Here is a 24,005-nt window from a genome sequence, read left to right on the forward strand (position 1 = left end):
CACCACCATAGCCACCGCCGCCTTCACGGCCGCCGCCATATCCGCCACCACCGCTGCGGCCGCCGCCGTAGCCGCCACCACCACCACCGCCGCCGCCGAAACCACCGCTACGGGGTGGGCGTGGTTCCATGGGGCGCGCTTCGTTCACCACAATGCTGCGACCGCCGAGGGGCTGGCCGTTCATGCCGTTGATGGCGGCCTGGGCTTCTGCGTCGCTGCCCATCTCCACAAAGCCAAAGCCTTTGGAGCGACCCGTGTCGCGCTCCATCATGACCTTGGCGCTGGTCACGGCACCGAACTGGCCAAAGGCCTGTTCCAGATCACCGTCGCGCACCGAGTAAGGCAGGTTGCCGACGTACAGTTTGTTGCCCATCGAGGGACTCCTCAAAAACACATGGATAAAGCGATGGAGTCCCCAAAACGCAGCCAGCTAATCTCAATGACGCTCTCAGCGCGAAACTGACGGATCACCGCAAACTTGAAATGCGGGCCAAACCCGCCAGACCATTATGCGCCACACTTTTGGGGAAAAAGCAAGGGGCTTTGCGCGCTGTGGTGTCCGTGCCGCGCCCGAACGCAAAAAGGAGCCCAAAGGCTCCTTTTTTTGCCGTCGGCAGGCCCTGAGGACTGCCGATAAGGACTTTTTAGTAGCTGCTACGGCCACCGCCGTAACCACCACCGCCGCCACCGCCGTAGCCGCCGCCACCGCTACGGCCACCGCCGTAACCGCCGCCGCCGCCATTGCCGCCACCGAAGCCACCGCTACGGGGAGCGCGGGGCTCCATGGGGCGGGCTTCGTTGACCACGAGGTCACGGCCACCGAAGTTTTGACCATGCACGCCTTGGATGGCGGCTTGGGCTTCAGCATCGCTGCCCATTTCGACAAAGCCGAAACCCTTGGAGCGGCCGGTGTCACGTTCCATCATGACCTTGGCGCTGCCAACCGAGCCGTACTGGCTGAAGGTCTGCTGCAGATCTTCGTCGCGGAAAGAGTAGGGCAGGTTGCCCACGTAAAGTTTGTTGCCCATGAAGGACTCCTGAAAAAACACAAAAACGCGATGGAGCCCGACGCAATCAACAAACCTGTGACGACTTCAAAGACGCGAAACTGACCATTCACCGCTAAGCTAACTGCCCTTCTGCAAGCAGAAAAGCGAATCCATTATTAATCACTTTATGGGGCCCGTGGGGTTTTATTTCTGGGCAGATGGGCTCAAAACACCGGGGCAGCGTGGTTTTTCGGGGAATTTCAGGGCAAACCATAAGGTAAAATCTGGGGGTCTTTGGGGAGTAGCCCGCCCGGCCGCGCAATGCGCCGGGGGCATGCGTCAACACACTTGGGTTCTTTGAGACCTATGGCGTATGCGGCTTTTTGAGCTGGGCGAGACCATTGACTGCAAACCGATCCACGTGGCCGGAGTCGGGGTGCAGTCAATGCGTTTTCCACCCATCCGGCCGGATAGGACCCCCTCCCCCATGGAAGCCTTCTTCATTTCCACCGCCATCGTCGCGCTCGCCGAGATGGGCGACAAGACGCAGCTGCTCGCTCTGGTGCTGGCGGCACGCTTTCGCAAACCCTGGCCCATTGTGCTGGGTATCCTGGTGGCCACGCTGGTCAACCACGGCCTGGCCGGCGCTGTCGGTGCCTGGGTGACCACGTTCCTGGGCCCCCAGGTGCTGCGCTGGATTTTGGGCGCCTCGTTCATCGCCATGGCGGTCTGGATGCTGATCCCCGACAAGCTGGACGAAGGCGAAGCCGACGGATCGCCACGCTGGGGTGTGTTTGGCACCACCGTGGTCGCATTCTTCCTGGCCGAGATGGGCGACAAGACCCAGATCGCCACGGTCATGCTGGCTGCCAAATACAACGCTTACCTCTGGGTGGTGGCGGGCACCACGTTGGGCATGATGCTGGCCAATGCGCCCGTGGTCTGGCTGGGCGAGCGCATCACGCGCAAGGTGCCCATCCGCGCGGTGCATCTGGTGTCTGCCGCCATCTTTCTGGTGTTGGGGCTGCTGGCGATTTTTTCGTCCGCAGGCTGACCTGATCGGTGCGACGGGCTGGGCGACGCGGCGCTGCTTTGGTATATTTACCGCACGCGCCGATTTGCCACAGCTTGCGGGCGCTTTATAAATTCTGCTAAAGACCCGTCCGACACACCTGCCCGGCCTCGTTTTTAGCGACGCCGGGTATTTTTTTGCCGAGGTTTTGCCCTCGGTGACAGCGGCTCCTCAAGGGGCTTGCGGCGTGTGCAAGCGGTGGAACGTGAGGGCTTACCAGTTCCAACTATGTCGTTCATCGCCACACCCCAGTCCATGCATTTCCCGGATGCGCTGCCGCTGCAAAGCGGCGCGTCCATCCGCGACTACCACCTGGCCTTTGAGACCTACGGCACGCTCAATGCCGACCGCTCGAACGCCGTGCTTGTGTGCCACGCCCTCAACGCCTCGCACCATGTGGCGGGCGTGTACGCCGGTCAGGACAAGAGCGAGGGCTGGTGGGACAACATGATCGGCCCCGGCAAGCCCGTGGACACCGACCGCTTCTTCGTCATCGGCGTGAACAACCTGGGCTCGTGTTTTGGCTCCACCGGGCCCATGCACCACCACCCGGACACCGGCGAGGTTTATGGCGCGGACTTCCCCGTGGTCACAGTGGAAGACTGGGTCAACGCCCAGGCGCGGTTGCTGGACCGCCTGGGCATCCAGCAACTGGCGGCTGTGCTGGGTGGCAGCCTGGGCGGCATGCAGGCCCTCAGCTGGACGCTGCAGTACCCCGAGCGCATGCGCCACGCGGTGGTGGTGGCCAGCGCACCCAACCTCACGGCCGAGAACATCGCCTTCAACGAAGTCGCCCGCCGCGCCATCGTGACCGACCCGGACTTCCACGGCGGCCACTTTTACCGCCACGGCGTGATCCCCAAGCGTGGCCTGCGCATTGCCCGCATGATCGGCCACATCACGTACCTCAGCGACGACGTGATGAACGAGAAGTTCGGGCGTCAGCTGCGTGAAGGCATCGACCTGAAATACAGCACGCAGGACATCGAGTTCCAGATCGAAAGCTACCTGCGCTACCAGGGCGACAAGTTCAGCGACTACTTCGACGCCAACACCTACCTGCTCATCACCCGGGCGCTGGACTACTTCGACCCCGCGCGCACCCATGCCGGTAACCTCACGCGGGCCCTGGCCCGGGCGCAGGCCAGGTTCCTGCTGGTGAGTTTCACCACCGACTGGCGCTTTTCGCCCAAGCGCAGCCGCGAGATCGTGAAGGCCCTGCTCGACAACCGCCGCAGCGTGAGCTACGCCGAGATCGACGCGCCCCACGGGCACGATGCCTTTTTGCTCGATGACGCCCGCTACATGGGCGTCATGCGCTCATACTTCGATAGCATTGCCAAGGAGTTGCAACCATGACCGAAAAAGCGGCGATGCAAGCCCTGGCGCGCCTGGTGCCCCCCGGCTCGCGCGTGCTCGACCTGGGCTGTGGCAACGGCGCCATGCTTGACTACCTGCAGCGCGAGCGCGGCTGCAGCGGCTATGGTGTGGAGATCGACGACGCCAACGTGCTGGCCTGCGTGCAGCGCGGCGTCGATGTGATCCAGCTCAACCTCGACGAGGGGCTGGCCATGTTCGACGACAACAGCTTTGACGTGGTGCTGCAGATCGACACGCTGCAGCACCTGCGCAATGCTGAAACCATGCTGCGCGAGACCGCGCGCGTGGGCCGCACGGGTGTGGTGGCGTTTCCCAACTTTGCGCACTGGCCCAACCGCCTGTCCATCCTGCGCGGACGCATGCCCGTGACGCGGCGCTTGCCTTACCAGTGGTACGACACGCCCAACATCCGCGTGGGCACCTACAAGGACTTCGAAGTGCTGGCCACCAAGAACAGCCTGCGCATCCTGGATGCCTTCGGCCTGCAGGATGGACAGGAAGTGCGCTGGCTGCCCAATGCGCGCGCGGGCACGGCCGTCTTCCACTTCGAACACGCGTAGCGCTTACCGGGGTGTACGCCCCGGCGACACGCCGCTGTCAACCGCATCGGCTAAGGTGCGGGCTCCGTTTGTAGGAGACCCGCATGAAACGCATTGCACTGCGCGCAGTGACCGCTGCCGCGCTGTTGACCACCTGGGCGCTGGGCGCCGTGGCCCAGGCCTGGCCGCCCACCCCCACCGTCATTGCCCACCGGGGCGCCTCGGCGCTGCGGCCCGAGCACACGTTGGCCGCGTACCAGAAGGCCATTGACGACGGCGCCGACATCATCGAGCCCGACCTGGTCATCACCAAGGACGGCGTGCTGGTGGCCCGGCACGAGAACGCCATCGCCATCCTGGGCGCCGATGGCTCTGTGAAGGAAGCCACCACCGACGTGGTGGACCGCCCCGAGTTTGCGGGCCGCAAAACCACCAAGACCATTGACGGCCAGGCCATCACCGGCTGGTTCTCCGAAGACTTCACGCTGGCCGAGCTCAAAACCCTGCGCGCCCGCGAGCGCATCCCTGCGCAGCGCCCGGCCAACGTGGCCTATAACGGTCAGTTCGAGGTGCCCACTTTGCAGGAGGTGATCGACCTGGCCAAGGCGGCGACGGCCAAGACCGGTCGCACCATCGGCATCTACCCCGAGACCAAACACCCCACCTACTTCCAGTCCATCGGCCTGCCGCTGGAGGCGCCGCTGCTGGCCGTGCTGGAGAAGAACGGCTGGAACCACAAGGACGCGCCCGTGTTCGTGCAGTCGTTCGAGGTTAGCAACCTGCAGGCGATCCGCAAGCTCAGCAGCGTGCGCCTGGTGCAGCTGGTCGCTCCTTCGGGCCGGCCATATGACTTTGTGGCCCAGGGCGCGGCCAACACGCGCGCTTATGCCGACCTGATCACGCCCGAGGGCCTGAAGCAGGTAGCCACTTACGCCAACGCCATTGGGCCATTCAAGACGCTGGTGGTGCCGGTGAAGGACGGTGCGCCCGGCGAGCCCACGCCGCTGGTCGCGCAGGCCCATGCCGCCGGGCTGGCAGTGCATATCTGGACGCTGCGTCCCGAAAACGCTTTCCTGCCCGCCGGTCTGAAGAAGGCGCCGATCACTGATGGCACCGTGCGCGGCGACAGCGTGGCCGAGATCACGGCCTACCTGCGCGCGGGCATCGACGGCTTCTTCACCGACGACTCGGCGGTGGGCCGTGCTGCAGTGCAGGCCTTCACGGCGAAGGCGACGAAGTAACAGGTGCCGGGCGCGGCTTGCCCGGTGCGGAACGCGCCCCCTGGCGCAACCCCAGTTGCCGCGCCTTCTCCACCCACAGCGCCAGCCGGTCAGCGCTGGCGCTGCGCACGGGGCCAAAGCTGTGCACCTGCACGGGCCGGATGCCGCAGAACTCCAGGATGGCCTTCTTCATCTGGTGGTGCCCCGGCATGCGCGTGACCCAGCGGAAGTACCAGGGCGGCGAGTCCATGGTCACCAGCAGCTCGGCCGATCGGCCGGTCAGCAGCTTGTCCCACAGCGATGAGCCTTTGCGGTACTTGAAGGCATAGCCGGGCAGCAGCACGCGGTCGATAAAACCCTTGAGCAGCGCGGGCATGGCGCCCCACCAGATGGGGTACACCCACACCAGGTGGTGCGCCCAGCTGATGTCGGTCTGCGCGGCCAGCAGGTCGGGTTCCAGCGGCTGGGCAGCGCCGTAGCCCTGGAACAGGGGGTTGAAGGTCAGCTGACCCACGTCCAGAAAGCGCACCTGCGCCCCGGCGTGCCGGGCGCCCTCGGCATAGGCACGTGCCATGCCCGCGCACAGGCTCCCGGCGGCGGGGTGGCCCAGGATGACCAGAATGTTGTGTTGCTCTGCCACAGACGCTCCATCTCGGTGTTGTTGATGGCGCCATGGTCACCTTGCCCCACGGGGCAGAGTCAAGCGGTCAGGTCAAGTCGCGGTGGATCTCGCAGCGCCCGCTGTGGTCGCTGCACCAAATTGCGCGGGGTTGTGCGCTGGAGGTGCCACCGCCAGTGTGGAGGGTCCAGCGCAGGCTTCGGGTGCCACGGGCACGGCCAGCGTGTCGCAGGTGTGCAGCTCGGCTTCCAACAGCGCCAGCTGCGCGTCCAGCGCTGACAGGCGTGCCAGCTCCTGCGCCACGGCGGCCCGCCGCCCGGCCACCAGTTGGGCCACACGGTTCCAGCCAGCGGCGGTGTCGATGTGGGGCAGCCCGTCCAGCTCCGACAGCCGAAAACCCAGCGCCTGGGCCCTGCGAATCAGCAACACGCGGGCCACATCGGCCTCGCCATAGTGGCGGTAGCTGCCCGCACGCGCCACCGTGCCTAGCAGGCCCCGTGACTCATACAGCCGAATGGCCTTGGGCGTGGTGCCGGTGCGTTGAGCGAGTTCTCCGATGCGCATGGGTGATCCTGAGATTGCTATAAAATGTATAGCTGTAAAGGCATATGAAACTAGCGCTAGAAGCGAATTTGGCACAAATTCAGGCTCCACGGCGCTCTGGGCGGGCAATGGGCTCGTTGGCTACACGATAAGCTGCGGCGCTTTGAAGTTGCCTCTTCGCACTGCCCCCCATGCCCCAGTTTGCCGCCCACCTGAGCCTGATGTACACCGAGCTGCCCTTGCTCGACCGTTTTGCGGCTGCGGCGCACGACGGGTTCCGGGCGGTGGAACTGCACTTCCCCTACGCTTTCGATCCCCGCGAGATCGCTGCCCGGCTGCAGGACAACGGCCTGCAGCTGGTGCTGTTCAACGCCCCGGCGGGCGGGTTCGCGCCCACCGACATGGCCCACGCCTGGGACCAGGGCGCACGGGGCCTCGCCGCGCAGCCGGGGCGGGAGGCAGAGTTTCGCGCCGGAGTGCTGGAGGCCCTGCGGTATGCCGAGCAACTGTGCTGCCCGTTCATCAACCTGCTGTGCGGCACCGTGCCGCCGGGGGTGGAGCGCGAATCGCTCAAGGCCCTGTGCGTGGGCAACCTGCGCTGGGCGGCAGAGCAGGCCGCGCGTGCAGGGTGTGACATCCTCATCGAGCCCACCAACCTGCGCGACGTGCCGCGTTATTTCCTGAACCGGCAGGACCATGCGCACGAGCTGCTCGACGCGGCCCAGGTGCCCCACCTGAAGGTGCTGATGGACCTGTACCACTGCCAGCTGGTGGAGGGGGACCTGCACGGCAAGCTGCAGCGCTACCTGCCCACGGGCCGCGTGGCCCATATCCAGGTGGCGGGCGTGCCCGCACGCAATGAGCCCGACCGAGGCGAGCTGCACTACCCGTTCTTGCTCGACACCATCGACGCCCTGGGCTACACGGGCTGGGTGGGGTGCGAATACACCCCGGCCGCGGGCACGTCACAGGGGCTCGGCTGGCGGGACTGGGCCCTGCGCAGCCGCGCCCCTCACCCCGCATAGATCGTTTCGGCGGTCGGCACCAATACGCGCGAATGCGTAAGGGAATGCGTGAATAAATGTAACAAGGTGCTGCGCTTAGAGTGAATGCAGACCGGCCCAGCCGGCTTTTCGCATTCCATTCCAGGAGATACCCCGCATGCCCGCATCCCTTGCCAACAACCGATCCGTCGCGCGCCAGGTCACGTTGACCGCCATTGCGCTGGTGGCCTTGGTGCTGGTGCTGGTGGGGCTGGCGATTGCTGTGCTGACCGAGCGCAGCACCCGCGCCCAGGTGGTGGCCAGCGTGGGCGACACGGCACAGAGCGTGGCGCAGTCGCTGGACGCGGCCGACAACACCAACCGCGAGCTGGTGCAGCTGACCATGAAGGGCTTTCAGCGCTACTTCGAGGCCGCCATGCAGCTCGACGAAGCCTCGGGCGAACTGCGCAGCTACGGCGCGCTGGTCAACGAGGACTACGGCTCGGTCGACAAATTCGCCAGCGAGACGGGCGGCATTGCCACCGTGTTCGCCAAGAAGGGCGACGATTTCATCCGCATCACCACCTCGGTCAAGAACGACAAGGGCGAGCGCCAGATGGGCACGCCGCTTGGCCGCACCGACCCGGCCTACGCCACGGTGTCCAAGGGCGAGCCCTTTACCGGCGTCACGGTGGTGAACGGCAAGCCCTTCATGGGCCACTACCTGCCCGCCAAGGACGCCTCGGGCAAGGTCATTGCGCTGCTGTTCATCGGCAACGACATCAGCGTGTTCCACGCCATGCTGCAAAAGCAGGTGGCGCAGACGAAGTTCTTCGAACACGGCGGCACCTATGTGATCAACCCTGGCACCTCGCTGGACCAGGCCGTGTTCGTGTACCACCCCACGGCGCGCGGCAAGCGCGTGCTGGAGGCCTACCCGCAAGCGCGCCCCTTCTTTGAAGCGCTGGCTGCATCGCAGGACGGCTTTGTGCGCGAGGCCGCAGACGTGCTGGGCACCGGCGCCGAGAACCCCTGGGCGCTGGTGCGCAAGACCGGTGGCGGCTGGTGGGTGGTGGCCGAAGTGGCCGACGGCGAGGCCATGGCCAGCCAGCGGCGCGTCACGCTGGCCGTGTGGGGCTTGATGGCCGTGGCCGTGGTGCTGCTGGCCATCGGCCTGTTCGTCATGCTGCGCCGGGGCGTGAGCCGCCCGCTGCAGGACCTGACCCAGGCCATCACGCTGGTCGCGCAGGGCGACCTGACCGAGGCCTTTCACACCACGCGGCGCGACGAGATCGGCGCGCTGGTGCAGGAGGTGGAGGGCATGCGCCAGCGCTATACGCAAATGCTGCAACAGGTGCGCAATGCCGTGGACAGCATCACCACCGCCAGCGCCGAGATTGCCAGCGGCAACCAGGACCTGTCGGCCCGCACCGAGGCCACGGCCAGCAGCCTAGCGCAGACCGCACAAAGCATGGAGCACCTGACCTCCACCGTGCGCCAGTCGGCCGACGCCGCCCGCCAGGCCAACCAGCTGGCCAGCACCGCGGCCGAGGTGGCCGCGCGGGGCGGCCAGGTGGTGGGCGAGGTGGTCACCACCATGGGCGACATCAACCAGAGCTCGCGCAAGATCGCCGACATCATCGGCGTGATTGATTCGATCGCGTTCCAGACCAACATCCTCGCGCTCAACGCTGCGGTAGAAGCCGCCCGCGCGGGTGAGCAGGGCCGGGGTTTTGCCGTGGTGGCCAGCGAAGTGCGCAACCTGGCCGGGCGCAGCGCCGAGGCGGCGCGCGAGATCAAGGCGCTGATTGGTGCGTCCGTAGAGCGGGTGGAATCGGGCGCGCGCCTGGTGCAGAACGCGGGCAGCACCATGGACGAGATCGTGGGTTCGGTCAAACGGGTGGGCGACATCATTGGCGAGATCACGGCCGCATCGACCGAACAGTCCGACGGCATCGGCCAGGTCAACACCGCCGTCAACCAGCTCGACCAGATGACGCAGCAGAACGCCGCGCTGGTGGAGCAATCTGCCGCCGCTGCGCAAAGCCTGCGCGAGCAGGCCACGCGGCTGGCCGGGGCGGTACAGGTGTTCAAACTCTCGCGGGGCGACGGCACGGCGACCCACGGTGGCCTGGGTTACTCGGCGCGCGAGGCCCTGGCTGCGCCCATGGCGCAGACCGGCGACGGCGAGGGACAGCACGCGCCCGGCAGCGGAGCTCGGGCGCCCGCCCAGCTGCAATAGGGCGCACGAACGGTGGGGGTGGTCATCCGGCGGTTTGCGGTCTGTGGCCCTTGGTTTATGCTGGTCTGATTCCTTTCACTCCCCCGCCCACCTGCATCCATGGCCGCCCACGTCCCCACCATGCTGGCAATGATCATTGCCAGCTCCCTCATGATGGCGGCCTCCATGGCCGTGGTGGGCTGGGGTCGGCGACGCGACGGCCTGGGTCGCTGGGCGGCGGCCCTGCTGGTCAACGCCATCGGCCACTTGCTGATCATGCTGCGCGGCCTGATTCCCGATGTGTTGTCCATCGTGGTCGGCAACCTGATGTTGTCCAGTGTGTTCGTGGGCATGATCGCAGCGGTCTATCAGTTCCAGGGGCGCCCCGTGCGCTGGCCCCTGCTGCTGGCACCACCGCTGCTGGTGCTGGTTTTTGTCTCGGTGTTCATCGACAACTTTCCAGCGCGGGTGAGTTTTGTGGGCCTGGTCATCGGGCTGCAGGCCGTGTGGGCGCTGCTGGCGGCGCTGTCGCACCGGCACGCCACCGTGGGGCGCGGGCAGTGGCTGCTGGTGGCGGGCCTGCTGCTGGAGGCCGTGGTACTGGGGGGGCGCGCGCTGGTGGCCATCAGCACCCATTCCGAGGCCACCAACATCCTGCAAAGCAGTGCGCTGCAAACGCTGACCTTTCTGGCCACCTTCTCGGTGGTGCTCGTCAGCTCGGTGGGTTTTGTGTTCATGTCGCGCGACCGGGCCGACGAAAACAACCGCGTGCTGGCCGCGCTGGACCCGCTCACCGGTGTGGCCAACCGCCGCTCGCTGATCGCCGCGCTGGACCGCGACGTGGCCCGTGCCCAGCGCATGCGCGAGCCCATGGCGCTGATGATGGTGGACATCGACCACTTCAAGGACGTGAACGACCAGTACGGCCATCCGGCGGGGGACCGCGTGTTGTGCAGCGTGGTCAATGTGCTGCGCCAGCGCGTGCGTGCGCAGGACTTGGTGGGCCGCTACGGGGGCGAGGAGTTCATGGTGCTGCTGCCAGACACCGGCCTCACGGGGGCCGAGCAACTGGCGCGCGAGCTGTGCAAGGCGGTCGAGGAATCCCGCTGCCCCGCCGATGGCGTACCCGGCCCCGGCATTGCGGTCACGGTGAGCATTGGCGTGTTTGGCGGGCGGCTGGAGTCGGGTGACAGCTGGGACATGCTGATTGCTGCCGCCGACCGCGCGCTGTACCAGGCCAAGAACAACGGCCGCAACCGCGTCGAGGTGGCCACGGGCTTGCGCCGCCCCAGCGCCCAGCTGGCGGCCCAGGCCAATCCCGAGACCCTGCCCGAGTCTCTGTATTGATCGATGGCGCCCGGCGGGGGGTTGTGTTGGAATGGCGGATTGATCACCTTCTGCCTTCAGGAGTCCCACCATGAACGCCCGCGTGCCCTCCCAAGTCCTTCAGCCTGAGCTTGCCCTGCAGCGTGTCAGCCAGGCCTGGGACAGCGACATTGTTCGCCAGCTCACCGACTACATCGCCATCCCCGCCAAGTCCCCCACGTTCGCTGCTGACTGGGCCGAGCTGGGCCTGCTCGACACCGTGGTGCGCAACGCCGCCGCCTGGGTGGAGTCGCAAAAGGTCGAGGGCCTGACGCTCGAAATCGTGCGCCTGGAAGGCCGCACCCCGGTGCTGTTCTTCGAGATCGCCGCCACCCAGCCCGGCGCCACCGACACCGTGCTCATGTACGGCCACCTGGACAAGCAGCCCGAGTTCTCCGGCTGGCGCAGCGACCTGGGTCCCTGGACGCCCAAGTACGAAGACGGCAAGCTCTACGGCCGGGGCGGCGCCGACGACGGATATGCGGTGTACGCCAGCATCGCTGCGGTGCAGGAACTCAAGCGCCAGAACGTGCCGCACCCACGCATCGTGGGCCTCATTGAAACCTGCGAGGAAAGCGGCTCGCGCGACCTGCTGCCCTACATCGATGCATTGAAGCCCCGCATGGGCAACGTGGCGCTGGTCGTGTGCCTGGACTCGGGCGCCGGCAACTACGACCAGCTGTGGCTCACCACCAGCCTGCGCGGCATGGCCAGCGGCACGCTCAAGGTCGAGATCCTGACCGAGGGCATCCACTCGGGCGACGCTTCGGGCCTGGTGCCCTCGTCGTTCCGCATCATGCGGCAGGTGCTCGACCGGCTGGAAGACAGCGCCACCGGCCGCCTGCTGCCCCAGAGCTTCCATTGCGAAGTGCCCGCCGACCGGCTGGCCCAGGCCCGCGCCACGGCGGCCATCCTGGGCGAAGAGGTGTACCGCCGCTTCCCCTGGGCGCACTACGACTGCGGCGGCTCCACCACGTTTGCCCTGCCCACCACCACCGACCCGGTGCAGGCCCTGCTCAAGCGCACCTGGGAGCCCACGCTCAGCGTGACCGGTGCCGAGGGCTTCCCGGCGCTGCAGGACGCGGGCAATGTGCTGCGGCCCTACACCGCCTTCAAGCTCAGCCTGCGCCTGCCCCCGCTGGTGGACGCCGCGCAAGCCGTGCAGGACCTGAAAGCGCTGCTGGAAGACAACGCGCCCTACCAGGCCAAGGTCACCTTCCAGAGCGGCGGCGGTGCCACGGGCTGGAATGCCCCGGCCACCACACCCTGGTTCGAGCAGGCGCTCAACGAGGCTTCGCAGGCGCACTTTGGCGCGCCCTGCGGCTACATTGGCCAGGGCGGCACCATTCCGCTCATGAACATGCTCAGCGAAGGTTTTCCCACCGCGCAGATGATGGTCTGTGGCGTGTTGGGCCCCAAGAGCAACGCGCATGGCCCCAACGAGTTTTTGCATGTGCCCTATGCCAAGCGCCTCACCGCCTCCGTGGCACATGTGGTGGCGGCCATGGCCCAGCAGGCAGCCGCTGCGGCCACGGCCCCCTGACTCCAGAGGGCGCCACACCAGGCGCCCTGGGTGCTCTTCCTCACGCCTTCCATCACCGGGTCACACCATGGACAAACGCGTATTTCTCCACGCCTGCTCTGCAGCTGCCCTTGCCACTCTCGCGCCGGCGTCCGGTACGGCCCAGACCCCGGCTGGCAGCAGCACACCGGGCCCTCTTCACACGCTGACCGGTACCAACAGCGAAGGCAAACCGGTCATGCTGACGGACTATGCGGGCAAGGTGTGTCTGGTGAGCTTTTTCACCGCTGGCTGCGCTCTGTGCACCAACGAGTTGCGCCTCATGCGCGAGTTTTACACCGCCAATCGCCAACGCGACTTTGTGCTGCTGGGCGTGAACATGGATGAGAAGGCTGCTGACTTCATGCAGTACATCGAGCTGCTCAAGGTATCAGTGCCCGCCGAGCAGCGTTTTCCCATTGCCTGGCGAAACGCTGAGGGGCACAAGGACAGTTTTGGCGCCATTTCTCGGCGTCCCACGCACTTCGTGCTCAACCGCAAGCACCAGCAAGTGCTGCGGCGCGAGGGCAATTTCCTGCCCACCGACTGGGATGACCTCTGGGTATCTCTGGCTTGAAAACCCCGGAGCAGCTTCGCCCGATCAGGGGTCACGCTCTCTGGGTCTTGCCGGCAGTACAAGCCTGACCATTTAGTGCATCGGGTATTTGGGTGCGCCGGGTATGCTGTCCCATCGCGTCTCGAATGCCCTGCTTTCCATGACTTCTGACGAACTGCTTCCTTCGACCCTGACCACCTTCACCGCGAGCGATGGCGAGAACCTGGCTGTGCAGGACTGGCCCCTGCCGCAGGGCGAGCCCTGCCGGGGGACGGTGCTGCTGGTGCACGGCCTGGGCGAGCATGTGGGCCGCTATGACGCGCTGGCCCGCCGCCTCAACGACTGGGGGTTTGCGGTGCGGGGCTATGACCAATACGGCCATGGCGAATCGGCCGGGCCGCGTGGCGGGCTCACGTCGGACATGCGCCTGCTGGACGACCTGGCGGACCTGGTGGACGCCACCCGCGCCCGGATGCTGGCAGGGCAACCCCTGGTGCTGCTGGGCCACAGCATGGGCGGCTTGGTGGCCTCGCGGTTTGTGTCCCTGCACCTGCGCCCGGTGGATGCGCTGGTGTTGTCCTCCCCCGCACTTGATGCCGGCCTGGGCGCCGTGCAAAAGCTGCTGCTGGCCACCTTGCCGCGCCTTGCGCCCAACCTGCGCCTGGGCAACGGGCTGGACGCGCAGTACCTTTCGCATGACAGCGCCGTGGTGGCGGCCTACCTGGCCGATCCGCTGTGCCACGACCGCATCAGTGCCCGCCTGGCCCGCTTCATTGCCGAGGGTGGCCCCGCCACCGTCGCCCGCGCTGCGCACTGGAGTGTGCCCACGCTGCTGATGTGGGCGGGCAGCGACGAGCTGGTCAACCCCGCAGGCAGCCGTGCGTTTGCGGCCGCTGCACCCCAAGCCGTGGTGCAGTCGCACTGCTTTGAACCCCTGTTCCACGAGCTGTTCAACGAAAGCCCCGAGCTGGCGGAGCCGGTGTTCGACCTGCTGCGGCAGTGGCTGGTGCGGCGCTGTCCCGTGGTGGCCTAGGCGTACGGGCCGTTTTTTGGATAAAAAGGCCTTCAAGCGCTAGTGCATCATGCGTTAGTAGCTATCATTTTTGAAATGATGGAGATAGCGCCGGTAGTACGGACCGGCGCAACCGCCTGTGGTGGACGACAGTGCCATAGACGCCCAGCGCGTACACCACCAGCAGCACCGCGGCCATCAGCAGGCCGCCGCTGGTACAGGTGTCCAGGCTGTCCAGAAAATCACTCCAGCCGGGTTCGTCCCGCATCTCCAGGTCATTCCACACCCACAGCACCTTGGCGGCGGTGAAGTAAACGAACATGAGCACGGCGGCGATGCGGCTGCGGCGGTAGATGCCCCACGCCAGCACCCCGCAGATACCTACGTCCAGCCACATCCACGGGGTGAACGTCACCCCGTTGGAACCCAGTGCGGCACCGGTCGTGTTGGCTGCGGTGAGTGCAAACGTCACCAGGGCAGCCCCCCAGGCCCAGCGAATGCAGTGTTGTGCGGCGCGGCTGGGGGTTGTGGGTTGGGGGCCGGGTGTCACAGCCAGCCGTTGTCGCCCAGCATGACCTTCTTGTAGTAGTCGCGGTTGGCCATCATGGCAAACAGGGCGACCCATGCGCCGGTGTAGTGCACCCGGCTCAGCAGGTGCCCAAAGCCCGCCACCGTCACCAGCGTTTCCAGCAGCAGGATGCCCGCAATGCCCAGCCCCCAGTACGCCAAGCCCTTTTTCCACATGCCCTTGGCGACGTAATAAAACGGGCCGAACAGGCCCGCCAGCAGGTTGAAGGTACACGCCGTGCGCTCAAAGAAGCTCAGGTCCTTGAGCTTGGTGAGCTTGAGTCCCCCCGCCCGCTCTATCAGCGCAAATCGTTTTTGCCAGACTTTGGGCAAGTCGGTGGGCACCGCCGTGGGGGTGCCACTGGCTGCGGCGGATGCCGCTTGGGGCGTTGCAAATGGAGTGCCTTCGTTCATGCTGAAAATTCCCTCGGTCGTGTGTTGTTGTGTGCGCCGCAGTGCTTGCCGATGGGCCCGCCTTGCACGGCGCCCGCGATGCTAGGGGCACACCCGTGGGAATTTTTGTGAGCAGTCCTCTGAGTTGTTTGCAGCGGTAACGCGCTGGCCCCACCGAGGGCGCGGGGTGGTGATGAAAATGGCTGATGGCGCTTTCAATTCAAGTGCTAGCAGCTATCACTTTTGAAGCAATCCGCCCAGCATCCCCAGCAGATCGTTGGCATTGCCAAACCCGCCATGGGGCGCCTGTCCCTGGGGGCTCAGGTGGTCGACCAGGCCCGGCAACACCTGCGCCAGTTGCCCCGCCGCAGCGCTGGGGCCCACACCCAATTGCGACGCGATCTGCGCCAGTGGGCCACTGCCCAGCACCTGGGACAGCTGCTCGCCCGAGATTGCGTGGTTGGGCCCGGCGCTCAGCCACGACGCAATCACGTTGCCCAGCCCGGCCTGCTGGAACTTGGCCATCAGCCCCGGCAGGCCGCCCACCGGGCCGTCGTTGCTGAGGAGGGACATGACGGCCTGCACCAGCTGCGGGTTTTGTGCGGCCAGGCTGATCAGCCCTCCCAGGCCACCACCGGCCCCACCCGCCGCAGCGGCGCCACTGCCGCCTTGCGACGCGTTGTTGATGACGGCACCCAGAACGGAATCGAGCAAACCCATGGTGTTCTCCTGTAGAGGAATGAAGGGCGGCAGTGCGCCAGCCCGGACGGAACCACCCATGGTACGCACCTCGGCGGCGCCTTCGTGTCAACAATCGTGAACGGGGTGATGCCGCTGGGGTGCCGCGCCACTACTTGGTGCGGGGTGGGCGCTTGTCGAGCAGTGGCGCACTCACACCTTGTACCCCCACCAGCCCCAGCACCGTGACCAGCGAGGTCTGGGCGCCTTTCCAGGCATCCGTCAGGTCGATCCATTCGGACAGCGCGTGGAACCCTCCTGTCTTGCCGCCGCCCCCGATCACGATGGCCGGGATGCCCAGCGCCATGGGCACGTTGGCATCGGTGCTGGCACCGGCCAGCACCGTCTTGCGGCCAAAGGCGGTGTTGGCGCGCACGGCAGCCTCGACGATCAACGCGTCGGCGGCGGTGCGGCCACCGGGCCGGTCGCCGATGAGCTTGGTCGAGGCGCTCAGGGTGTTCACGCCCCAGCGTGCGTTCTCTTCGGTCACGGCGCTGTCCACGGCGGCCAGCACCTGCTTCTCGGTGGCCAGCAGCGGGGCCATTTCGTCGGAGCGGATGTCCACCGCCATGCGCGCATCGGGCGCGATGGTGTTGACAGACGTGCCGCCGCCCACGGTGCCCACGGTGAAGGTGGTCTTGGGGCTCTTGGGCGTGCGGATCTCGGCGATCTTGGCAATGGCGCGGCCCATGCCGTGAATGGCGCTGGGCACCTCGCCGAACGCGGCGTAGCTGTGGCCGCCCGGGCCCTTGAAGGTCACCTCGTGGCGGTGGCTGCCCGTGCCCAGCACCAGCACCGTGCCATCGGGCGCGGGCTCCAGCGCCACCATGCCGTCGATGTCCAGGTGCTCCTTGAACAAATGCTTCATGCCGCGCAGGTTGCCCAGCTCTTCCTCGCCCACATTGCCCACAAACACCAGGTCGCCCACGGTGGCGATCTTCTGGTCGTTCAACACCTTGAGCCACGACAACAGCACGGCCAGGCCGCGCGTGTTGTCGGAGATGCCGGGCGCATACAGCTTGCCGTCGCGCTCCTTCACCTTCACGTCGGTGCCGGAGGGGAACACGGTGTCCAGGTGGGCCGAGATGACCAGCTTGGGTCCGTTGCCCGTGCCCTTGCGCACGCCCACCACATTGCCTTCGGCGTCAATGGCGGCATTGGTCAGGCCCAGGGCCTGGAGCCGGGCCAGGAAGGCTTCGGCACGCTTTTGTTCCTTGAACGGCGGCGCCTCGATCTCGGTGAGCATGCGCAGGTCTTCGGTGGCGCGGTCGTGGTCGGCCTTCACGGCGTCGAGCAGCTGCAGGATCTGGGGTGCGGCCATCAGCTGGCCGTAGGCCTTGTCCACGGCGGGACGCAGCGTGGTGGGCGTGGGCGCCACGGCGCCGAACTGCGCATGGGCGGCACCGGGCAGCAAGGCGGAGCAGGCGAGGGCCATGGCACCCGCAAGGGCTGTGGCACGGAAGGTATGGAGAGGGAGAGTCATGGTGATCCAGCGAAACACGAACACAAACGGAAGGAGTGACCGGCCTGTCCAGCCATCGTGGATGGAGCCGTGGGCCGGCATGCAGTGCCATGCAATTGTTGGACCGAACCCGGCCCCTGGGCTCTGCTTTAATCTGCCCAGCCGACAGTTTTTCTTACATGCGCAAACACATCCCCAGCACCCGCGCCCTGCTTGTTTTTGATGCCGTGGCGCGCCACCACGGCGTGAGCAAGGCCGCCGAAGAACTCTGCCTCACCCACAGCGCCGTGAGCCAGCAGCTGCGTCTGCTGGAGGGCCAGCTGGGCCTGCAGCTCGTGCAGCGTGGCGCGCGGGGCTCCACCCTCACCGACGTGGGCCGCCGCTACCACGCGCAGATCGTGGGCGACCTGCTGCGGCTGCAGAACCACACGCTCGAAGCCATGGCCCAGCGGCCCGATGGCGCGCGCCTGCTGGTGGGTTGCGTGCCGGTGTTTGCCGAGCGCTGGCTGCTGCCCCGGCTGTCGGCCTTCCTCGCACAGCACAAAGGCTGCAGCCTGCACCTGCAGGTGTACCCCACGCAGATCTACATGGCGGAGATCCCGTTCGACGTGGCCGTGCAGTACGACGACGCGGCCTGGCCCGGCGTGGTGCCCGTGCCCCTGATGCCCGAGGTCTGCGTGGCCGTGTGCGCGCCACAGTCGCGCCACCGGCGCGCCACAGAGCGCGGCGACTTCCGCGCCGTGCCGCTGTTGCAGCTCAGCTCCCGCCTGGGGGCGTGGGACGACTGGCTGGGCCGCGCGGGCATCACGCGCGTGCCGGCCCACACCCTGGGCGGCCACCGCTTTGATCTGTTCTCGATGCTGGTGGAGGCGGTGCGCGCCGATCTGGGTATTGGCCTGGTGCCCCGGTATTTTGTGGAGCGCGAACTGCAATCGGGCGAGTTGGTGCTGGCCCACCCGCACCACGACAGCGGTGCGCGGGGCTACAGCCTCTTTGTGGCGCCGGGGCGCCTGGAAGACCCTGCGGTGGCGGCCTTCGCACAGTGGCTGCGCACCACGGCGCAGGCAGAGGGCGCTGCGGTAGGCCGGTCTTCAGGCGCCGCTTGAAACACGCTGGCGCTGCAGACCCAGCCAGGCCAGCGCCAGCCCCGTCACCACAATCGGCACCAGCGAGCCGGCGTTCAGCAGCGTCCAGCCCTGTGTGGTGACCAGCACGCCCGATGAGAACGCGCTCAGCGCCAGCGTGGCGTACACACAGAAGTTGATGGCCGCCTGGGCGCGGTCTTTTTCCTCGGGGCGGTAGGCCGTCATGGCCAGCGTGGTGGAGCCGGTGAACAGGAAGTTCCAGCCCACGCCCAGGAAGAACAGCGCAATGCCAAAGTGGTGCAGCTCCACGCCCATCAGCGCCACCGCCACACACGCCAGGTTGAGCAACACCCCCGTGCCCATGATGGGCAGCACACCAAACCGCTTGATGAGGTGGCCAGTGACAAAGCCGGGAGCGAACATGCCGATCACATGCCACTCCAGCACCAGTGCCGAGGCATCAAAGGCAAAGCCGCACACCTGCATGGCCAGCGGCGTGGCCGCCATCAGCAGGTTCATCACCCCATAGCCCAGCGCGGCACCCACAATGGCCACGATGAAGGCAGGCTGGCGCATCAGCACTTTGAGCGGGCGCCCCTGCTCGCGCTGCCCCGCCGCATTGAGCACCACGGGCTGCGTCTCAAAGCGAATCGCCGCCATGCACAGCATGGACAACAGCGCCACGCCGATCAGCGCGATGTAGGCGCCCGCAAACGGCACCGGGAACAGCGTGCGCGTGGCGCTGGCCAGGTTGGGGCCCGCCACCGCACCCAGCAGGCCACCGGCCAGCACCAGCGACACGGCCTTTTCGCGGTAGTCCGGCTTGGCCAGTTCGGCGGCCGCAAAGCGGTACAGGCCACCGTTGGCGCTGTAGTAGCCCGCCACCACCGTGGCCGTGCACAGCAGCCAGAAGCTGGCGCTGAACGCGGCCCAGGCACACAGCGCGGCCGACACCACGGCCACGGCCAGCCCGATCTGGAACGACACCTTGCGCCCCCAGCGCGCCTGGCTGTGCGCCACCAGCGGCGTGGACAGCGCACCGCCCACCACATAGCCCATCACCGGCAGTGTGGCCATCCAGCCAAAGGGCGCGAGCTGCAGTCCCACCAGCCCGTTGATGGCGATGAAGACGATGTTGTTGGTCAGGAAAAGGCCTTGGCACAGGGCCAGCAACCACAGGTTCTTGTTCACGGCAGAGGGCGCCTTTTGGCGTCTTTATGAAATGGATGTCCCACGCAGGGCACTGGACGCAAGTCAAGGCCGGTGGGCAGTGTGGAACGCCGGGAAGGCTGGAGCACATCAAAACCCGACTGCTTTGCTCCGGCATTGTGCACTGCCGTTGATGAAGATCAGCGGATGCGCGGAGAGCCCCCCGTATGGTGGCGCCCAGTGCTGTGGCTCCCCACCGGGGCCAGCGTTTGAATGCTTGTGATGGATCCCTTGAAATCGACGGCCACCGCCTTGCCCGGGGCGGCTGGCCCTGCCATGGAACTGGTTTGCCCCGCGGGCAGCCTGCCCGCCCTGAAGGCCGCTGTGGACCACGGCGCCAACTGTGTCTACCTGGGCTTGCGCGACGCCACCAACGCGCGCAACTTTGTGGGCCTTAACTTCGACGAGGCGGCCATCGCCCAGGGCATTAGCCATGCGCATGCGCGCGGCTGCAAGGTCTTCATGGCACTCAACACCTACCCGCAGGCCGCCAACCCGGGGCCGTGGCGCAGCGCCCTGGACGAGGCGGTGGACCTGGGCGTGGACGCGGTCATCCTGGCCGACCCCGGCCTCATGCACTACGCGGTGCAGCACCATCCCCGGCTGCGCCTGCACCTATCGGTGCAGGGCTCGGCTACCAACTACGAGGCCATCAACTTCTACCGCGAGCAGTTCGGCATCGTGCGCGCCGTGCTCCCGCGTGTGCTGTCGATGGAGCAGGTACGCCAGGTCATCGACCGCACGCCGGTCGAGATCGAGGTGTTCGGTTTTGGCAGTCTGTGCGTAATGGTCGAGGGGCGCTGTGCGCTGTCGTCGTACGCGACGGGCGAATCGCCCAACACGCACGGCGTGTGTTCACCGCCGAAGGCCGTGCGCTGGGTGGAGACCCCGCAGGGCCGCGAGTCGCGCCTGAACGGCGTGCTCATCGACCGCTACGCGCCCGGCGAGAACGCGGGCTACCCCACGCTGTGCAAAGGCCGCTTCGACGTGGGGGATGACGAGAACTACTACGCCATCGAAGAGCCCACCAGCCTCAACACGCTGGAGCTGCTGCCCCAGCTGCTCAAGATGGGTGTGCGCGCCATCAAGATCGAAGGCCGGCAGCGCAGCCCCGCCTATGTGGCGCAGGTCACCCAGGTCTGGCGCGAGGCCATGGACCAGTGCCTGGCCCACCCGCACCGCTATGCGCCCAAGACGCGCTGGATGGCCAGCCTGGACCAGGTGGCAGAAGGCCAGCAGCACACGCTGGGTGCCTACCACCGCCCCTGGAAGTAGTGCTTCTCCACAATGACAAAACCCCCGGAGACCGCCCCATGAAACTCTCTCTCGGCCCGCTGCTGTACTACTGGCCCCGCGACACCGTGTTCGCGTTCTACGAGGCCATGGCCGCCACGCCTGTGGATGTGGTGTACCTGGGCGAGACGGTATGCTCGCGCCGCCATGAGCTGCGCCTGACCGACTGGCTGGCGCTGGCGCGCAAGCTGCGGGACGCGGGCAAGGAAGCGGTCTTGTCCAGCCAGGTGCTCATCGAGTCCAGCGCCGACGTGGGGGTGATGCACAAGATCACGGGCAACGGCGAGTTCCTGGTCGAGGCCAATGACATGGGGGCCGTGGGCTGCCTCTCGCGTGCGCCCGCCGGGCCGCAAGCCTTTGTGGCCGGGCCGCACCTGAACCTGTACAACGCGCACTCGCTGCAATGGATGGCGCAATTGGGCGCAACGCGCTGGGTGATGCCGCTGGAGATGTCGCAGGACGCGCTCGCTGCTGTGCTGGCGCAGCGGCCCGCAGGCATCGAGACCGAGGTGTTTGCCTACGGCCGCATGCCCCTGGCCTATTCGGCGCGCTGCTTCACCGCCCGCCACCGCAACCTGCCCAAGGACGACTGCCAGTTCAGCTGCCTGCAACACGCCGACGGTCTGCCGCTGCGCACGCGCGAGGGCGAGGGTTTTCTGGTGCTCAACGGCACACAAACGCAATCGGCGCGCGTCTACAACCTGGCCAACGAACTGGCGGCGATGCAGGCCCAGGGCGTGGACGTGGTGCGACTGAGCCCGCAGGCGCAGCACATGGCGCAGGTGATCGCCGCGTTTGACGAAGCCCGCCGCGCAGTGCTTGCGCAAGAGACGGCTGAAAAGACCCCCGACTTTGTGGAGCGCATGCAGCCCTTCATGCCCGATCTGCCCTGCAATGGCTACTGGTTCGGTCGCCCGGGCCTGGAGCAGGGGCTGCAAGGGGCAGCGCGTGGTGCTGCCACGCGGCCTGCGATGCATCCATAACGCAAAAAAAGCGAATCACCGCATGTACCCCGGAGAACGTTTCAACAGCATCAGCCACCTGGTGGGCGCGCTGCTCGCCACGGCAGGCACGGCCGTGCTCATCACCCTCGCGGCGCGCCTGGGCGACCCGTGGAAGGTGGTCGCGTTCAGCATCTACGGCGCCATGTTGGTGGCGCTGTACGCGGCCTCCACCGCGTACCACAGCGTGCGTCGGCGCACCATCAAGGCCGTGCTGCAAAAGCTGGACCACTGCAGCATCTACCTGCTGATTGTGGGCAGCTACACGCCGTTTGCGCTGGTGTCGCTGCGCGGTGCCTGGGGCTGGTCGCTGCTGGGCGTGGTGTGGGGGCTGGCCCTGCTGGGCATTGCGCAGGAGATCTGGTGGGCGCGGGGTGCACGCGTGCTGTCGCTGGTCATCTACGTGCTCATGGGCTGGCTGGCGCTGGTGGCCGTGGTGCCGCTGTGGCACGCGCTCACGCCAGCCGGGTTTGCCTGGCTGCTGGCGGGCGGGGCCTGCTACACGCTGGGCATCGTTTTCTATGCGCTGGACCACCGCGTGCGCCACGGCCACGGGCTGTGGCACCTGTTTGTGCTGGGCGGCAGCGTCTGCCACTTCTTCACCGTGTTTTTCTACGTGGCCTGAGGGCCCGTCTTCAACCTATGGCTGCTTTCCCTTCTTCACCCACCCCTGCCGCGAACCCACGGCTGGTGCCGCCGCCCGTGGGGGCCTTGCTGGCGCGCCTGCCCGCCTACCCCGGCTCGATGCTGCTGGTGACGGCGCTCAACCTGGCGCTCGCGCGGCACCTGCCTGTGGACGTGGGCCAGGTGCTGCTGCACAAGAAGATGCGGGTGCAGGTGCGCGATGCGCGCGTGGCGTTCGACTTTGCCTGGACGGGCCAGCGCTTCGCCCCCCATGCACCGCTGGTGCCGCCGCAGGTGGCCGATGTCACGCTGAACGCTACGGCCCATGATTTTTTGCTGCTGGCCCAGCGCCAGCAAGACCCGGACACGCTGTTCTTCAGCCGCCGCCTGTCGATGGAGGGCGACACCGAGCTGGGCCTGGTGGTGAAGAACGCGCTCGATGCGATCGAGCTGCCCGTGCTGGACCCGCGCCAGTGGGTCCACAGGCTGGCGCCGCGCCAGGTGCTGGGCCACCTGCGCCGCCGCCTGGACCCCACACCACGCAACGGAGGGTGAGCATGACCACCGACACCCATCCCCAGAACCATCCCTTGGTCTATTCCTGCTCCGGCTGCTCCAGCGCCGCGCAGCTGGCCAACCACGTGGCGCTGCAGCTCGACCGGCGCGGCGTGGCCGAGATGTCGTGCATCGCGGGGGTGGGCGGCGACGTGCCGCACCTGATGAAGACCGTGCGCTCGGGTCGGCCCATCATCGCGCTCGACGGCTGTCCGCTGGTCTGCGTGAAAAGCACGCTGGCGCGCCACGGCATCGCGGCCGACCGGCACTACCAGCTGCAGCAATACGGCGTGAAAAAGCGCACGCACGAAGACTTTGACCCCGTGCAGGCCGCGCTGGTGCTGGAGCAGGTGGAGGCCGATCAGCAGGCGCAGCCCTTGGTTCGTTCTGCCGCCGTGGAGCCCTCGCATGGCTGATGCTGCCCACACCCGTCGCATCATCGTCGCGATCTCGGGCGCCAGCGGCGCCGTGTACGGCGCGCGCCTGCTGCAGGTGCTGCAGGGCCAGAGCGGCATCGAGACCCACCTGGTCGTCTCCGACGCCGGCTGGCGCAACCTGCAGCACGAGCTGGACATGGACCGCCCTGCGGTGGAAGCGCTGGCGCACCGCGTGCACGACGTGGCCAACGTGGGCGCGGCCATCGCCAGCGGTTCGTTCCAGTGCCATGCCATGGTGGTGGCACCGTGTTCCATGCGCACACTCGCCGCCATTGCGCACGGCCTGGCCGACAACCTGCTCACGCGCGCGGCCGACGTGGCCCTCAAGGAGCGCCGCCGTCTGGTGCTGATGGTGCGCGAGTCGCCCCTGCACCTCACGCACCTGCGCAACATGGTGGCCGTGACCGAGATGGGCGGCATCATCTGCCCGCCGCTGCCCGCCTTCTACCTGCGCCCGCAGACCGTGGGCGAGGTGGTGGACTACAGCGTGGCGCGCGTGCTTGATCTCATGGATGTGCCGCACGCCCTGGCGCCTCGGTGGCAGGGCCTGGAGCTGAATGCTCCTTAATTTATAGCTGCTA

The 24,005-nt window shown here is 66.8% G+C and carries 26 protein-coding genes and 1 riboswitch; of the genes, 17 read left to right on the forward strand and 9 right to left on the reverse strand.

Annotation, left to right across the window (positions count from 1 at the left end; translation table 11 throughout):
* Positions 1 to 373: RNA-binding regulator (gene rbp, locus AC07X4_RS13035; protein WP_494740291.1), on the reverse strand; the 373-nt coding region annotated here is incomplete at its 3' end.
* Between the two features lie 271 nt (positions 374 to 644).
* Positions 645 to 1,028 carry an RNA-binding regulator gene (gene rbp / locus AC07X4_RS13040; protein WP_056056787.1) on the reverse strand — a complete coding sequence of 128 codons (384 nt, stop codon included), beginning with the start codon at positions 1,026 to 1,028 and terminating at the stop codon, positions 645 to 647.
* Between the two features lie 245 nt (positions 1,029 to 1,273).
* Positions 1,274 to 1,467: riboswitch (yybP-ykoY riboswitch) on the forward strand.
* Between the two features lie 9 nt (positions 1,468 to 1,476).
* On the opposite strand from rbp (AC07X4_RS13040), the gene AC07X4_RS13045 reads away from it, so the two are divergent.
* From AC07X4_RS13045 to AC07X4_RS13060, 4 genes are all read left to right on the forward strand, one after another.
* The gene (locus tag AC07X4_RS13045) at positions 1,477 to 2,043 is read left to right on the forward strand and encodes a TMEM165/GDT1 family protein (RefSeq protein WP_056056786.1); all 567 of its coding nucleotides are present in this window, start codon (positions 1,477 to 1,479) and stop codon (positions 2,041 to 2,043) included.
* A 246-nt stretch (positions 2,044 to 2,289) separates the two neighbouring features.
* Positions 2,290 to 3,420, forward strand: coding sequence for a homoserine O-succinyltransferase MetX (gene metX / locus AC07X4_RS13050; RefSeq protein WP_108498593.1), 1,131 nt, complete (start codon positions 2,290 to 2,292; stop codon positions 3,418 to 3,420).
* Positions 3,417 to 4,001, forward strand: a complete 585-nt coding sequence (gene metW, locus AC07X4_RS13055; RefSeq protein ID WP_055402134.1) for a methionine biosynthesis protein MetW — start codon at positions 3,417 to 3,419, stop codon at positions 3,999 to 4,001. The genes metX and metW overlap by 4 nt, the downstream gene beginning before the upstream one ends.
* Before the next feature lie 83 nt (positions 4,002 to 4,084).
* Positions 4,085 to 5,221 (forward strand): glycerophosphodiester phosphodiesterase, encoded by a 1,137-nt coding sequence (locus AC07X4_RS13060; RefSeq protein ID WP_494740292.1) that lies wholly within the window; start codon positions 4,085 to 4,087, stop codon positions 5,219 to 5,221.
* Here AC07X4_RS13060 and AC07X4_RS13065 read toward each other — a convergent pair.
* Entirely contained in the window at positions 5,199 to 5,840 is a 642-nt protein-coding gene (locus AC07X4_RS13065) for an NAD(P)H-dependent oxidoreductase (RefSeq protein ID WP_395457152.1), read from the reverse strand. The genes AC07X4_RS13060 and AC07X4_RS13065 overlap by 23 nt on opposite strands.
* A gap of 72 nt (positions 5,841 to 5,912) precedes the next feature.
* A complete protein-coding gene (locus AC07X4_RS13070; protein WP_494740293.1) occupies positions 5,913 to 6,383 on the reverse strand; it encodes a MerR family transcriptional regulator in 471 nt (156 codons plus the stop codon).
* Between the two features lie 170 nt (positions 6,384 to 6,553).
* On the opposite strand from AC07X4_RS13070, the gene AC07X4_RS13075 reads away from it, so the two are divergent.
* From AC07X4_RS13075 to AC07X4_RS13100, 6 genes are all read left to right on the forward strand, one after another.
* Entirely contained in the window at positions 6,554 to 7,387 is an 834-nt protein-coding gene (locus tag AC07X4_RS13075; RefSeq protein WP_494740294.1) for a hydroxypyruvate isomerase family protein, read from the forward strand.
* Between the two features lie 136 nt (positions 7,388 to 7,523).
* Positions 7,524 to 9,587, forward strand: coding sequence for a methyl-accepting chemotaxis protein (locus AC07X4_RS13080; protein WP_494740295.1), 2,064 nt, complete (start codon positions 7,524 to 7,526; stop codon positions 9,585 to 9,587).
* Between the two features lie 99 nt (positions 9,588 to 9,686).
* Positions 9,687 to 10,913: a GGDEF domain-containing protein gene (locus tag AC07X4_RS13085; RefSeq protein WP_494740296.1), complete on the forward strand. Its 1,227-nt coding sequence runs from the start codon at positions 9,687 to 9,689 to the stop codon at positions 10,911 to 10,913.
* 70 nt (positions 10,914 to 10,983) lie between these two features.
* On the forward strand, positions 10,984 to 12,474 hold the full coding sequence (locus tag AC07X4_RS13090; RefSeq protein ID WP_494740297.1) for a M20 family metallopeptidase: 1,491 nt from the start codon (positions 10,984 to 10,986) through the stop codon (positions 12,472 to 12,474).
* Between the two features lie 67 nt (positions 12,475 to 12,541).
* A complete protein-coding gene (locus AC07X4_RS13095; RefSeq protein WP_494740298.1) occupies positions 12,542 to 13,069 on the forward strand; it encodes a peroxiredoxin family protein in 528 nt (175 codons plus the stop codon).
* A gap of 139 nt (positions 13,070 to 13,208) precedes the next feature.
* The gene (locus tag AC07X4_RS13100) at positions 13,209 to 14,081 is read left to right on the forward strand and encodes an alpha/beta hydrolase (protein ID WP_494740299.1); all 873 of its coding nucleotides are present in this window, start codon (positions 13,209 to 13,211) and stop codon (positions 14,079 to 14,081) included.
* Positions 14,082 to 14,145: 64 nt separating this feature from the next.
* Here the strand turns inward: AC07X4_RS13100 and AC07X4_RS13105 are convergent, their stop codons facing one another.
* The 4 genes from AC07X4_RS13105 to AC07X4_RS13120 all read right to left on the reverse strand — a co-directional run bounded on the left by AC07X4_RS13105 (position 14,146) and on the right by AC07X4_RS13120 (position 17,241).
* Positions 14,146 to 14,532 carry a hypothetical protein gene (locus tag AC07X4_RS13105; RefSeq protein ID WP_395457139.1) on the reverse strand — a complete coding sequence of 129 codons (387 nt, stop codon included), beginning with the start codon at positions 14,530 to 14,532 and terminating at the stop codon, positions 14,146 to 14,148.
* Positions 14,533 to 14,606: 74 nt separating this feature from the next.
* Positions 14,607 to 15,041 carry a DUF2628 domain-containing protein gene (locus tag AC07X4_RS13110; protein WP_288851707.1) on the reverse strand — a complete coding sequence of 145 codons (435 nt, stop codon included), beginning with the start codon at positions 15,039 to 15,041 and terminating at the stop codon, positions 14,607 to 14,609.
* A gap of 216 nt (positions 15,042 to 15,257) precedes the next feature.
* Positions 15,258 to 15,740, reverse strand: coding sequence for a YidB family protein (locus tag AC07X4_RS13115; RefSeq protein ID WP_395458146.1), 483 nt, complete (start codon positions 15,738 to 15,740; stop codon positions 15,258 to 15,260).
* 130 nt (positions 15,741 to 15,870) lie between these two features.
* Complete coding sequence (locus tag AC07X4_RS13120; RefSeq protein ID WP_192419330.1) at positions 15,871 to 17,241, reverse strand: M20/M25/M40 family metallo-hydrolase; 1,371 nt, start codon at positions 17,239 to 17,241, stop codon at positions 15,871 to 15,873.
* A 158-nt stretch (positions 17,242 to 17,399) separates the two neighbouring features.
* Here AC07X4_RS13120 and AC07X4_RS13125 point away from each other — a divergent pair, with 158 nt between their 5' ends.
* Positions 17,400 to 18,326: a LysR family transcriptional regulator gene (locus AC07X4_RS13125; protein ID WP_494740300.1), complete on the forward strand. Its 927-nt coding sequence runs from the start codon at positions 17,400 to 17,402 to the stop codon at positions 18,324 to 18,326.
* Here AC07X4_RS13125 and AC07X4_RS13130 read toward each other — a convergent pair.
* Positions 18,312 to 19,496 (reverse strand): MFS transporter, encoded by a 1,185-nt coding sequence (locus AC07X4_RS13130; protein ID WP_494740301.1) that lies wholly within the window; start codon positions 19,494 to 19,496, stop codon positions 18,312 to 18,314. The two genes, AC07X4_RS13125 and AC07X4_RS13130, sit on opposite strands and share 15 nt — an antisense overlap.
* A 240-nt stretch (positions 19,497 to 19,736) precedes the next feature.
* Between AC07X4_RS13130 and ubiU the strand changes: the two genes are divergently transcribed.
* The 6 genes from ubiU to AC07X4_RS13160 are packed head-to-tail and all read left to right on the forward strand — an operon-like array spanning position 19,737 to position 23,992.
* The gene (gene ubiU / locus AC07X4_RS13135) at positions 19,737 to 20,789 is read left to right on the forward strand and encodes a ubiquinone anaerobic biosynthesis protein UbiU (RefSeq protein WP_494740302.1); all 1,053 of its coding nucleotides are present in this window, start codon (positions 19,737 to 19,739) and stop codon (positions 20,787 to 20,789) included.
* A gap of 38 nt (positions 20,790 to 20,827) precedes the next feature.
* Positions 20,828 to 21,790: a U32 family peptidase gene (locus tag AC07X4_RS13140; RefSeq protein WP_494740303.1), complete on the forward strand. Its 963-nt coding sequence runs from the start codon at positions 20,828 to 20,830 to the stop codon at positions 21,788 to 21,790.
* A 22-nt stretch (positions 21,791 to 21,812) separates the two neighbouring features.
* Positions 21,813 to 22,433 (forward strand): PAQR family membrane homeostasis protein TrhA, encoded by a 621-nt coding sequence (gene trhA, locus AC07X4_RS13145; RefSeq protein WP_494740304.1) that lies wholly within the window; start codon positions 21,813 to 21,815, stop codon positions 22,431 to 22,433.
* A 17-nt stretch (positions 22,434 to 22,450) separates the two neighbouring features.
* Positions 22,451 to 22,987, forward strand: coding sequence for a ubiquinone anaerobic biosynthesis accessory factor UbiT (gene ubiT / locus AC07X4_RS13150; protein ID WP_218300773.1), 537 nt, complete (start codon positions 22,451 to 22,453; stop codon positions 22,985 to 22,987).
* 2 nt (positions 22,988 to 22,989) lie between these two features.
* Complete coding sequence (locus AC07X4_RS13155) at positions 22,990 to 23,403, forward strand: putative zinc-binding protein (protein WP_494740305.1); 414 nt, start codon at positions 22,990 to 22,992, stop codon at positions 23,401 to 23,403.
* A complete protein-coding gene (locus AC07X4_RS13160) occupies positions 23,396 to 23,992 on the forward strand; it encodes a UbiX family flavin prenyltransferase (RefSeq protein WP_060987236.1) in 597 nt (198 codons plus the stop codon). The genes AC07X4_RS13155 and AC07X4_RS13160 overlap by 8 nt, the downstream gene beginning before the upstream one ends.
* Positions 23,993 to 24,005 lie beyond the last annotated feature (13 nt).

The organism is Acidovorax sp. GW460-11-11-14-LB4, assembly GCF_059423685.1.

What these genes read in the sequence shown, in the direction of transcription:
- rbp (WP_056056787.1), bottom strand. Translation starts at nt 1,028, where the DNA reads ATGGGCAACAAACTTTACGTGGGCAACCTGCCCTACTCTTTCCGCGAC.
- AC07X4_RS13045 (WP_056056786.1), top strand. Translation starts at nt 1,477, where the DNA reads ATGGAAGCCTTCTTCATTTCCACCGCCATCGTCGCGCTCGCCGAGATG.
- metX (WP_108498593.1), top strand. Translation starts at nt 2,290, where the DNA reads ATGTCGTTCATCGCCACACCCCAGTCCATGCATTTCCCGGATGCGCTG.
- metW (WP_055402134.1), top strand. Translation starts at nt 3,417, where the DNA reads ATGACCGAAAAAGCGGCGATGCAAGCCCTGGCGCGCCTGGTGCCCCCC.
- AC07X4_RS13060 (WP_494740292.1), top strand. Translation starts at nt 4,085, where the DNA reads ATGAAACGCATTGCACTGCGCGCAGTGACCGCTGCCGCGCTGTTGACC.
- AC07X4_RS13070 (WP_494740293.1), bottom strand. Translation starts at nt 6,383, where the DNA reads ATGCGCATCGGAGAACTCGCTCAACGCACCGGCACCACGCCCAAGGCC.
- AC07X4_RS13075 (WP_494740294.1), top strand. Translation starts at nt 6,554, where the DNA reads ATGCCCCAGTTTGCCGCCCACCTGAGCCTGATGTACACCGAGCTGCCC.
- AC07X4_RS13080 (WP_494740295.1), top strand. Translation starts at nt 7,524, where the DNA reads ATGCCCGCATCCCTTGCCAACAACCGATCCGTCGCGCGCCAGGTCACG.
- AC07X4_RS13085 (WP_494740296.1), top strand. Translation starts at nt 9,687, where the DNA reads ATGGCCGCCCACGTCCCCACCATGCTGGCAATGATCATTGCCAGCTCC.
- AC07X4_RS13090 (WP_494740297.1), top strand. Translation starts at nt 10,984, where the DNA reads ATGAACGCCCGCGTGCCCTCCCAAGTCCTTCAGCCTGAGCTTGCCCTG.
- AC07X4_RS13095 (WP_494740298.1), top strand. Translation starts at nt 12,542, where the DNA reads ATGGACAAACGCGTATTTCTCCACGCCTGCTCTGCAGCTGCCCTTGCC.
- AC07X4_RS13100 (WP_494740299.1), top strand. Translation starts at nt 13,209, where the DNA reads ATGACTTCTGACGAACTGCTTCCTTCGACCCTGACCACCTTCACCGCG.
- AC07X4_RS13110 (WP_288851707.1), bottom strand. Translation starts at nt 15,041, where the DNA reads ATGAACGAAGGCACTCCATTTGCAACGCCCCAAGCGGCATCCGCCGCA.
- AC07X4_RS13115 (WP_395458146.1), bottom strand. Translation starts at nt 15,740, where the DNA reads ATGGGTTTGCTCGATTCCGTTCTGGGTGCCGTCATCAACAACGCGTCG.
- AC07X4_RS13120 (WP_192419330.1), bottom strand. Translation starts at nt 17,241, where the DNA reads ATGACTCTCCCTCTCCATACCTTCCGTGCCACAGCCCTTGCGGGTGCC.
- AC07X4_RS13125 (WP_494740300.1), top strand. Translation starts at nt 17,400, where the DNA reads ATGCGCAAACACATCCCCAGCACCCGCGCCCTGCTTGTTTTTGATGCC.
- ubiU (WP_494740302.1), top strand. Translation starts at nt 19,737, where the DNA reads ATGGATCCCTTGAAATCGACGGCCACCGCCTTGCCCGGGGCGGCTGGC.
- AC07X4_RS13140 (WP_494740303.1), top strand. Translation starts at nt 20,828, where the DNA reads ATGAAACTCTCTCTCGGCCCGCTGCTGTACTACTGGCCCCGCGACACC.
- trhA (WP_494740304.1), top strand. Translation starts at nt 21,813, where the DNA reads ATGTACCCCGGAGAACGTTTCAACAGCATCAGCCACCTGGTGGGCGCG.
- ubiT (WP_218300773.1), top strand. Translation starts at nt 22,451, where the DNA reads ATGGCTGCTTTCCCTTCTTCACCCACCCCTGCCGCGAACCCACGGCTG.
- AC07X4_RS13155 (WP_494740305.1), top strand. Translation starts at nt 22,990, where the DNA reads ATGACCACCGACACCCATCCCCAGAACCATCCCTTGGTCTATTCCTGC.
- AC07X4_RS13160 (WP_060987236.1), top strand. Translation starts at nt 23,396, where the DNA reads ATGGCTGATGCTGCCCACACCCGTCGCATCATCGTCGCGATCTCGGGC.